Raw genomic sequence first — 10,557 nt, 5'->3', positions numbered from 1 at the left:
CTCGGGGGGAAGAGATCTGAAGCTTTCCGAGCCCGACTCACATCGGGGGTGGCAAGGTGGGCGATTTTGCAGTTGTGGACAATTTAGTCAACCCGGAAAGATGAGAATAACTAGCAGATAGTTGAATGGATCAATCTTTATGCACAAAGATGACTACAAAAAGCACTATTAACAGAAAAGACAAAAGAGCGTAACTCAGTGAATCTACTATCTTGCAGCCTGCAATTCCTATTCATGTTCATATGAATACATATCTGATGGCAAAATGCGGACCCAATCGGCAAGGCGACAAACTATGTCGCGCACCTGCCAATAATATGGCAGCGTCTGCCACGGTTACGACAACGAATAACCATGAAAAGCACAGCTCCCGGCCTGATCACCGGGAGCTGTGCGGATTATTCGGCTGAAACCGGTTTGTAATGGTTGACGATCCACGCCTCGAAGTCGGCCAGCATGCGGGTTTCCGACTCGTTGTTGTCGGCGATAAGCTCGGCGCCGTGGACCACCCGGATATGGGCATCGAGCGGGCTTTCCTCGCCAGCCGCGGGGCGCTGCTGGGCTGCGGCCATGCAGGCTTGCGCCTGTTGCCACGCCTCAGCGGCGCTCAGGTTGCACGCCTCGGCCAGCGGCACGGCACTGAAGCCTTCACCAGTCAGGCTGCGCAGGGTCTCATCATGAGTCATGCCGTTGCCCGGCCCCCAGTAGTGGGCGGCCAGATCCGGCCCGATGCGCGGGTTGTCGGTGAGGTAGCCATCGCGCTTGAGGAAGTAAGCGCGGGTCTGCTCCACCGCCATCAGCGCCAGCAGGTAGCCGTGATAGGCGCAGGCCGACTCCTGATTAAGGAGGTGCGGAATGGCCAGCAGCGGGCGCGGGCTCTCGACACCGAGGATCTTGCGCTCCCACTTGCGGGCCAGCGCCAGCACAGCCTCGGGAGTACGTTCAGCCTCATCCATGGCGTAGAGATCCCGCTCGAAGTAGGCCACCAGCGCGATCTGACGTTCGTTAAAAGCGCGAAACGGCTGACGGGCGGCGATCATCTCCTTGATAAGCGCATCGGGGATCGCCTCTCCTGCCGCATTTCTGGCGTAGCGTTTGAGCCAGTCGGCATCGTCCAGCAGGCTGTCGCAGAACATCGACTGGGTCTCGGCATAAGCCATAGAGGTGGGCGGAAACTCCTGTGAGAAGCAGGGGGCGTTGCCGGTGACATTGGCAAAATGCGCGGCGTGGCCCCCCTCGTGGAACAGGGTGTTGAGCCCGCTCCAGCCGCTGCCCACCTGCGCCGGATCGGCCAGGCTGGTGAAATTGACCACCGCAGGTATCCACTCCCCCTGCTGGAAGAAGCTCGGCACCGGGCCGTGGCAGAAGCCGTTCTCGTATTTCCCCTCCCGGGTCAGCAAGTCCAGGGTGAGGGTCGCCCCGCGATACTGGATGCCGAGACGACGGAAGCTCTCGACCCAATCCTTCAGCGCCCGCGAGAAGGGCACATAAGGATCGAGCTGGCGGGTTACATCACCACTGATGGCGTAGCGCAGGTTATGGGGCATCAGGGCCGCCTCCCCCTTGGCCGCTTTCAGCTCGGCAAGGCTTTGCTGCAGCCGGGCGTCGGTGCGGGAAATGAAGTCGTCGAGAATGGAGAACAACTGCTCCGGGCTCATCTGCTCGTTCTTGCGCACCTTGTAATCGAAGTAGTCGCGATAGCCCATGGCTCTGGCAAAGCGGTTGCGCAGCGCCACCACCTCGAGAAAACCATTGCCGACCACCCACTGCTCCAGGGTGTGGAACATGGCGAGCGCGCTCTGGCGCACCGCCTCGCTCGGGCTGGCGGCAAGGGAGGTACTGGCGGCGGGTAGGCTACCAGCCACCTGCTGGCCATGCTCATCCAGCAGGGTCAGTTTCAGCCCCTTGCGGCGGGCGAACAGCGCCGCCTCGGCAGCCACCAGCTCATCCATCAGGGCGGCAGCGGCGGGATCTTCAATCACATTGCACTCGAAGAAGGCGATCCAGCCTTGCAGACCGCGCTTGATATCATCCTCGTCGGCCTGCGCCAGCATCTCCCGCAATTCGGGCAGACGGGCCGGATTGGCGCAAAAAGCCTTGTAGGCCTGCTCGGCCGCGGTAAAACCGGCCTGATCGTCGCTGGTGCCCATATAGGTGGACCAGAAGAGATCCTCCTTGCGCCTGTGTACCTGCAGATAGTCGGCGTTGAGCTGGTTGAAGTAATTCCTGGCAATGGAACTCATAAATTCCCTCTTGTTATGGGGTCACCCGCAGCGGGGCCCACTCCTTTTTTAGTGAAATGCCAAATGATTCACACTCTTTGGCAAAAATTGCGCAGGGATGCGCCTGAACACGCTACCAAAAAATGGGGAGTGCTGTCTGCTGGCTATACTGTTGTCAAAACGCTCATTTAAGGGCGCGCGACCACTGGTTAATAGTAAATAAGTTGTTACATCAAGCAATTGGCTGCCGCAGTAACGAGCCATAGAAAATCAACAGGGAATGAGGGTTTCGTCATGTTCAAGCTCGGTGATATCACCGTGAGCCGCAAATTGTTTTTGCTGCTCACGTTGGCGTTTGTCGGTTTTGTCTCGCTGCTGTTCATCTCGGCCAACGCGCTCCAGCGCAATCTGATGAGTGAGCGAGAGGCGCGGCTCAATGCGGTATTAAGCCAGGCCATGAGCCAGATCCAGTTTCTGGCCAGCACCCTGCCTATGGAGCAGGCGCAGCAAGAGGCACGCAAGCTGCTGACCAATATGCGCTTTGACGACAACAACTATCTGTTCGTGATCAATGAGAACCGCCAGATGCTGGTGCACCCCATCCGGCCGGAGCTGGTCGGCCAGACCATGGGGGAAGGAACAGGTGCCACCGCCGGGCAGTTCTGGCTGCAGATGGTCGATATTGCCAAGGGAGGCAAACAGGGCACCCTGCAATATGTCTGGAGCGGCCCATCGGGCGAAACTGCTGACAAGCTCTCCATGGTGTCAGGCTATCAACCCTGGGGCTGGATCCTCGGTTCCGGCATGCTGCTGCAGGATATCCAGCAGACCATCTGGGCCCAGTACATGAAGATGGGTAGCGCCACCGCCATTGTGACCCTGCTGATGGGGCTGCTGGGCTGGCGCATCACCCGCTCCATCGTCTCCCCCCTCAACCAGATCAACAACGCCATGCAACGGGTCGCCCAGGGGGATCTGGTGGTGAGCATCCCGGTACATGGCAAGGATGAGCTGGGCATGGTCGCCCGCTGTACCAATCAGAGTCTCGATGCCATTCGTCACGCCCTGCTGGAGGCCAGTCTGGGTGCCCGCAACGTGGCCGATGCAGCCCTGCGCATCGCCGCCTCCGCCGAGCAAACCAATCAGGCGGTGAGCAGCCAGCGGGATCAGCTGGCCCAGCTCGCCACAGCCATGAATGAGATGAGCGCCACCATCTCCGATGTGGCCGGGCATGCCGAAAATACCGCGCGGGATACCCAGGAAGCGACCGGAGAAGCTGGCCTCGGCAACCGTGACGTTCACGCCAGTGTGCACGGCATCAAGGCGCTGGCTACCGAGGTGGAGCAGGCCACCCTGCAGGTCAACCAGCTCAAAGAGGGGGTCATGCAGATCGGTGAAGTGACCGCCGTCATCAGCTCCATCTCGGATCAGACCAATCTGCTGGCTCTCAACGCCGCCATAGAGGCCGCCCGTGCTGGCGAGCAGGGGCGTGGCTTTGCCGTAGTCGCCGATGAAGTGCGCCAGCTGGCCAGTCGTACCCGCCAGTCCACCGAAGAGATCCAGAGCACCATCGCCCAGTTGCAGCAACGGGCCGTCACTGCTGCCAATGCCATGGATGCCAGCCGAAAACTGGCCGAAAGCAGCGTCAACCAGTCACAACAAGCGGGTCAGGATCTCACTCTGATCGTCAACCATATCCAGCATGTGAGCGACATGGCGACCCAGATCGCTACCGCCGCCGAACAGCAGAGCATGGTGGCCGAGGATATGAATCGCAACGTCAGCGGCATCAACGACTCGGCGCTCGAGATGTCCCAGTCCGCCTCGCAACTGGCGCAGGAGAGCGAACTGCTGGCCGGTCTCTCCCGCAGCCTGGATGAGCGGCTTGCGGTGTTCAAACTGGGCAAGGAATCCAGCAAGACTCCTATGATGCCAACTCTACATCACTCCAATAGCGAGCAGCGCGCCCGCCATTGATGGCGTCAATCCGTGTCGCCTTGTCACTCGACCTGCCAGCTCGGCTGGCAGGTTTTTTTAAGCCGAAAAACGCGCAGCAAGCATGCATCTTATCGGCATATTCAACGGCATTCGACGCCATTCATAAACAAGAGAACAATTTAAAAACAGCCAGTTAGAACGTTTTTTGTGCCACCGGATTATGCATTTAAACATTCAACTTCAAATAATTAATCAATGCGGTGCACAATGCTGATGGCCGAACATTTGGCCCATCACTAACCATCTAGTCATTTGGCAAACTGACCGAAAGGTCGGGACGCAAAGCCTCCGGTCTACAGACGTTTTGTCCAGGATAGCGGGGTTGCCACACGCAAGTGTGCATCGGGGAACTCCCTGGCCAACTGACTGCCCACATCTATCGAACAGAGGAATGTATGGCAGCAAAAATCCAACTCAATCACATCGCGGCGGTGCTGGCCCTGCTGGCCAGCGGCAGCGCCCTGGCTCATGGCTACATCAGCCAGCCCGAGAGCCGCAACTACCTGTGCAAAACCGGCGGCAACAGCCAGTGTGGAGGCGTACAGTGGGAACCCCAGAGCGTGGAGGGGCCATCAGGCTTCCCGCAAACCGGCCCGCAGGATGGTCAAATCGCCTCGGCGGGCAGCCCGCGCTGGAGCGAGCTGAACATCCAGACCAGCGACCGCTGGACCAAGCGTGAAATACAGCCCGGCCCCTTCGCCATCAGCTGGACCTTCACCGCCAACCACGTCACCCGCAACTGGCGCTACTACCTCACCAAGCAGGACTGGAACCCCAATCAACCGCTCACTCGCGACTCGTTCGACCTGACCCCCTTCTGCGTCATCGACGGCAACATGGTGCAGCCGCCCAAGCAGGTGACCCATAACTGTGTCCTGCCGGAGCGCACCGGTTATCAGGTGATCCTCGGCGTGTGGGAAGTGGGCGACACCAGCAACAGCTTCTACAACATCATCGATGCCAAGTTCAAAGATGGTAGCCAGCCGCCGCTGGAGTGGAGCCAGGCCGGCACCATCTACCCCTCCATCGACCTCGCAGTGGGTGACAAGGCGATGACCCGGGTATTCGATGCCAACGGCGAGCGCCCCGATCTGCAGACCGTGCTGACCATCACCAATGCCGAGCAGGGCCAGAAGAACAACTGGGCCCATGCCCTCGCCGGCAAGCTCAACGCCGAGCAGAGCCTGATCCGCGCCGGTCAGCAAGGAGCCGATGGCCAGTTCAATCCGATCTACGGCATGAACCCCGTCTATCTGCATCGAGACAGCAAACTGGATCGAGTCGAGATTGACCTGCAACAGCAGCAACCGCCGTTGGTGGACAGCATCAGCGTCAGCGGTCTGGCCAGCGACTATGTGCTGGACAACGGCAAGGCAACCCTCGATTTCACCGTCACCGCACAGGGCGATCTGGCCGTCACCAACACCCTCTATGACCACGGCGGCGTCGCCAAGGGTGAAAGCAGCGCTGACATCAAGGACAGCAGCCACACCTTCACCATGGCGCTGGAAGGGCTCAAGGCCGGTCACCACCAGCTGGTGATCAAGGCCACCCCGAAAACGGGCGGCGAGACCATTCAGCAGACCATGGATCTGATGTTCAAGGAGCAGAGCAGCGGCGAATACGACTTCGTCTTCCCGAACTCGCTCAAATCCTATGCCGCCGGCACCAAGGTGCAGCAGCCGAAAAATGGCAAGGTCTATCAGTGCAAGCCCTTCCCCTACAGCGGCTACTGCCAGCAGTGGACCACCACCGCCACCCAGTTCGAGCCGGGCATCGGCTCCCACTGGCAGATGGCGTGGGATGAAGTGCACTAACCCACGCTTGGCCACATAAAAAAGGGCGTCCTCTCTAGCAGGGGACGCCCGGAAAAATCAAACCTTGCGGTTTGCATACCAACGGAACCAAGACCTCACTCTTCACTTACTTCACACACTCAACACACTCTTCAAAACAGGGTTTGTCCATTAACCCTGCCATTTTCCTCCTTCGACGATCACATCATTCGGATCGGTATCAGGGCTCAGCTTGTCACGCACATACTGGTCATAGAGTTTCAGCAGGTACTTCTCCTCACCCAGCTTGGCGAGACGGTCGTTGACCCAGTCACGCAGCTCGATATTGCCCTTCTTCACCGCCGGGGCGATGGGATCTTCCGAGCCCAGTTTTTCGGGCAATACCCGATAGCCCGGGTTCTCCTTGGCCCAGCTGAACAGTACCAGGTTGTCCTGGGCATAGGCGTCACCACGGCCCTGCGCCAGCGCCTGCAAAGATTCGGTGTTCTTCTCGAACTTGAGGACCTTCCACTCCGGGTGGTTGCGGGTCAGCCAGATATCGGCTGTGGTGCCGGTGGTCACGATCAGGGTCTTGCTGGCCAGATCATCGAGCTTCTTGGCCGGACTCCCTTCCGGCACCAGCACCTGTACCGCCACTCGCAGGTTCGGGTTGGTGAAATCCACCACCTCGCGCCGCTCCGGGGTCACCGTCATATTGGCGAGGATCAGATCCACCTTGTCGCTCTGCAGGAAGGGGATGCGGCTGGCTGGCTCCACCGCCACGAATTCGATCTTGTTCTCGTCCCCCAGCAGATCCTTGGCGAAGCGGCGGCCGAGATCGGTGTCAAAACCGACGTAGTTCCCCTTCTCGTCCACGTAGCCAAACGGCGGCTTGTCGGTGAATACGCCGACGATGAGCTTGTCCCGCGCCTTGATCTTGTCGAGGGAACCGTCCGCCGCATGGGCGGCGCCACTGGCGATACCCAGTCCCAATAAGGCACTAAGCAGAACCGAGGTGATTTTTTTCATGCTGACTCCTTTCGTTTGATGACATTTGTATAAAAAAACTTGGCGAGGAACTGGCGCGCACGCTGGCTCCTGGGATTGTCGAAAAATTGGTGAGGCGCGGCCTGCTCCAGAATGTGGCCGCCATCCATGAAGACGATGCGATCCGCCACCGCCCGGGCGAAGGCCAGCTCGTGGGTGACGATAAGCAGGGTCATGCCGCTGCCGGCGAGATCGCGGATCACCTCCAGCACCTCCTGCACCATCTCGGGGTCGAGGGCGGCGGTCACCTCGTCAAACAACATCACCTGCGGGTTCATGCACAGCGCCCGCACGATGGCGATACGCTGCTGCTGACCGCCGGAGAGCTGGCGCGGATAGTCATGGCGCCGCTCCCACAGGCCGATGCGGGTCAGCAGCTGCTCGGCTTGCAGCAGCGCCTCTGCCCGCTCCCGCTTTTGCACCTGCAGGGGGCCAAGCAGCACGTTTTCCAGCACCGTCAGGTTGGGGAAGAGGTGATAGCTCTGGAACACCATGCCGATCCGCTGGCGCACCCGCTGCCAGTCGGTGGCACCATCCAGCAACACACCATCGAAGCGGATCTCGCCCCCCTGAATGGGTTCGAGCCCGTTGAGAGTGCGCAGCAAGGTGCTCTTGCCACAACCACTTGGCCCCAGGATGACGATCACCTCCCCGGCGCGCACGCTGAGGCTGATCCGATCCAGCACCAGATTCGGGCCGAACTGTTTACTGACAGAACCGAGTTCAAGCAGAGGTGTCATACCGCATTACCCCATTGTTGCTCCAGCCGGCGCGAGGCGAGCGAGAGCGGATAGCAGACCAGGAAAAAGAACAGAAACAGCAGACCGTAAATAAGCAGCGAGCCATAGGTGCGCTCGATGATCTGCTGGCCCACCTTGATCACCTCCACCACCCCGATCAACACAGCCAACGAACTGGTCTTGATGATGCGGGTGTAGATGTTGATGGTCGGCGGCGTCAGCCGCTGCAACGCCTGTGGCAGCAACACATGGCGATAGAGCTGCCAGGTCGAGAGCCCGAGCGCCAACCCGGCCTCCTGCTGACCACGGGCGAGGGAGTTGAGGCCACCGCGCACCACCTCCCCCACCTCGCTGGCGCCCCAGAGGGCGAGTACCAGCACGGCGCACCAGAAAGCCGGAATATCGAGGCCGAAAAAGATCGGCAACCCGAAGAAAAAGAGATAGAGCCACACCAGCACCGGCACCACCCGAGACAGCTCGAGATAAAGCCGCAGCAGCCCCCGTACCAACCGGCCGCCCTGTTGTGCCAGCACGCCGTAAGCGACACCGCCGAGGGTGGCAAACAGGATGGCCAGCAGCGAGATGGCGAGGGTCTGACCCGCGCCCACCGCCAGCAGTGGCAGCGCCTGCGTCAGCTGCTCAGTAACGGAATTGACCATATTGAGCCCTCCTTTCCGGCGTCTTGGTGACGAGAGATGGTGGCAGCTGGAAGATAAGTGCCCACATCGGGATCCTCGCCTGAATCAGCGATTCAGTGACCAAACTGACCATGTTGCAGCCTCCTTTCAACGACGCGCAGGGCGAGCGACAGCGGCAGAAAGATCAGCACGCACATCAAGGTCAGCACCGCCAGCATCTCGTAAGTCTTGTAGTAGAGGGCGATGTAATTCTTGGTGGTGTAGAGCAGCTCTGGCACCGCCACCGCCGAAGCCACGGTTGTCTCTTTGAGCAGAAAGATGAAGTTGGCAAACAGCGCGGGCAGGCTGGCGAGCCAGGCCTGGGGCAACTGCACGTGGCGCAGCAGTTGCCAGCGAGAAAGCCCGATGGCCCTGCCAGCCTCCAGCTGACTGGCGGGCACCGCCTGAATGCCCGCCCGCAGCGCCTCGGTCAGATAACCACCGCCGAGGAAGGTCATGGCAATCACCGCGGTAGTAAACCCGGAGAGCGACAAGCCGAGCGCCGGCAGCCCGAAATAGAGGAAGAAGAGCTGGATCAGCAGCGGCGTGTTGCGGGCCAGCTCGACATATCCGCGGATCAGGGCGCTGAGCGGCCGCTTGTGCAGGCTCAACAGGGCGACGTTGAGCAGGGCGACCGCCAGCGAAGTGAGGATCACTATGGTTCCCAGCTGCAAGGTGACCCAGACCGCTTTGCCGAAGGCGGGCAGCGTTGTGACGATAAAGGGCAGATCCAGATTCATGCCGGGATCCTCCCGTCACGCTGCAGACGCTGGGGCAGCACAGTGATCGCATCCGGGTACTTGATGCCGGCACCGGTATTGAGCACCACGACCTGCTCTCCCCCACGGATCCAGCCCGCCTCGCGCAGTTGCCGAGCAGCAGCAAACGCGGCGGCCCCCTCAGGGCAGACAAAACTGCCTTCGCGAGAGGCAAGCTGGCGGATCTCGCTCTGGATGGCCTTGTCATCCACCGCGATGGCGCAACCCTCGGTGCGATAGAGGGCGTCCAGCACCAGAAAATCCCCCAACGCCTTGGGTACATTGATGCCGAACGCCAGCGTTTGGGAGTCGGGCCAGAAGCTCGATTCGGTGGCTCTCTGTTGCCACGCCTGCACAATGGGCGCGCAGCCACTCGCCTGTACCGCGACCAGTCTGGGCAACGCGCCCTTGACCCAGCCCAGCTCCTGCAGCTCGCGCAGCGCCTTGTAGATACCGATGAGGCCGACCCCGCCACCGGTCGGATAGATGATCACATCCGGCAGGGTCCAGCCCAGCTGTTCGGCAATCTCCAGCCCCATGGTCTTCTTGCCCTCAATCCGGTAGGGCTCCTTCAGGGTTGAGGCGTCAAACAGGGATTGCTCCGCCACCGCCTGCGCCACCTGACGACCGGCATCGCTGATCAGGCCATCCACCAGATAGAGGCGGGAACCGGCGAGAGAGGTCTCCAGTCGAGTGATGGCGGGGGCTGCCTGCGGCATAACGATGGTGCTGCGCAGTCCGGCACGGGCACCGTAGAGCGCCCATGCAGCGCCTGCGTTGCCGTTGGTCGGCATGGCGAAGTGAGTGACGCCGAGTTCACGCGCGCGGGAGATGCCCACCGCTGCACCACGAGCCTTGAAGGAGCCGGTGGGGATGACGCTCTCATCCTTCATCCAGAGATCCGGAATACCGATCTGCTTGCCCAGCGTAGGCAGCCGTAGCAGTGGGGTGAATCCCTCCCCCAGCGTCACAACGTGGGCGGGATCCCGTACCGGCAGCAACTCGTGATAACGCCACAGGCTGGCCGGGCGCCCCAGCAATGCCGCCGGGTGCCATGCTCGCTTCAGCGCATCGAGATCGTAGCTGGCCAGCAGTGGCGCACCTGCCCGGCTCAGTTGCCAGGGCTGGTCAGCCTCATGGATCTCGCCACTCTTGCTGCAACGCAGATGTGATAGGTAGCTATACGGCATGCTTTATCCTGAATGGATCGACTTTGGTCAGTCACTTATTCCATCCTGCAACCCAAGTACCGGATAACAAACAAAATTAACTGGCAAACCTAAGTGAAAAAATTCATATGAAGCCGTCTGTTTTCGCTGGCAATCTCATCTGCCAGCAAC

At 60.3% G+C, this 10,557-nt stretch carries 8 protein-coding genes and 1 riboswitch; of the genes, 2 read left to right on the top strand and 6 right to left on the bottom strand.

Translation table 11 applies throughout. The annotated features are described in order from the left end of the window. Nucleotides 1-398: 398 nt before the first annotated feature. Nucleotides 399-2,243, bottom strand: a complete 1,845-nt coding sequence (locus G5193_RS12945) for a M3 family metallopeptidase (RefSeq protein ID WP_421206152.1) — start codon at nucleotides 2,241-2,243, stop codon at nucleotides 399-401. A gap of 273 nt (nucleotides 2,244-2,516) precedes the next feature. Here G5193_RS12945 and G5193_RS12940 point away from each other — a divergent pair, with 273 nt between their 5' ends. Continuing rightward, nucleotides 2,517-4,199: a methyl-accepting chemotaxis protein gene (locus G5193_RS12940; RefSeq protein ID WP_216952126.1), complete on the top strand. Its 1,683-nt coding sequence runs from the start codon at nucleotides 2,517-2,519 to the stop codon at nucleotides 4,197-4,199. Nucleotides 4,200-4,464: 265 nt separating this feature from the next. Further along, nucleotides 4,465-4,550, top strand: a riboswitch (cyclic di-GMP riboswitch). Nucleotides 4,551-4,615: 65 nt separating this feature from the next. After that, the gene (gene gbpA, locus G5193_RS12935) at nucleotides 4,616-6,037 is read left to right on the top strand and encodes an N-acetylglucosamine-binding protein GbpA (RefSeq protein WP_421206151.1); all 1,422 of its coding nucleotides are present in this window, start codon (nucleotides 4,616-4,618) and stop codon (nucleotides 6,035-6,037) included. A 150-nt stretch (nucleotides 6,038-6,187) separates the two neighbouring features. Here the strand turns inward: gbpA and G5193_RS12930 are convergent, their stop codons facing one another. The 5 genes from G5193_RS12930 to G5193_RS12910 form a co-directional block, all read right to left on the bottom strand. Continuing rightward, nucleotides 6,188-7,024 carry a transporter substrate-binding domain-containing protein gene (locus tag G5193_RS12930; protein ID WP_040067363.1) on the bottom strand — a complete coding sequence of 279 codons (837 nt, stop codon included), beginning with the start codon at nucleotides 7,022-7,024 and terminating at the stop codon, nucleotides 6,188-6,190. Beyond that, nucleotides 7,021-7,782 (bottom strand): amino acid ABC transporter ATP-binding protein, encoded by a 762-nt coding sequence (locus G5193_RS12925; RefSeq protein ID WP_421206150.1) that lies wholly within the window; start codon nucleotides 7,780-7,782, stop codon nucleotides 7,021-7,023. The genes G5193_RS12930 and G5193_RS12925 overlap by 4 nt, the downstream gene beginning before the upstream one ends. Next, a complete protein-coding gene (locus G5193_RS12920; RefSeq protein WP_421206149.1) occupies nucleotides 7,779-8,441 on the bottom strand; it encodes an amino acid ABC transporter permease in 663 nt (220 codons plus the stop codon). Before G5193_RS12920 ends, G5193_RS12925 begins: the two co-directional genes overlap by 4 nt. 92 nt (nucleotides 8,442-8,533) lie before the next feature. Continuing rightward, on the bottom strand, nucleotides 8,534-9,199 hold the full coding sequence (locus G5193_RS12915) for an amino acid ABC transporter permease (RefSeq protein WP_043850026.1): 666 nt from the start codon (nucleotides 9,197-9,199) through the stop codon (nucleotides 8,534-8,536). Beyond that, entirely contained in the window at nucleotides 9,196-10,407 is a 1,212-nt protein-coding gene (locus G5193_RS12910) for a threonine synthase (protein WP_216952130.1), read from the bottom strand. Before G5193_RS12910 ends, G5193_RS12915 begins: the two co-directional genes overlap by 4 nt. Nucleotides 10,408-10,557 lie beyond the last annotated feature (150 nt).

It is taken from the genome of Aeromonas sp. 601027 (genome assembly GCF_049174455.1).
Lineage (GTDB): Bacteria > Pseudomonadota > Gammaproteobacteria > Enterobacterales > Aeromonadaceae > Aeromonas > Aeromonas veronii_A.
The sequence above is the reverse complement of the archived record's forward strand: the minus strand, read 5'-3'. Positions and strand labels throughout refer to the sequence as shown.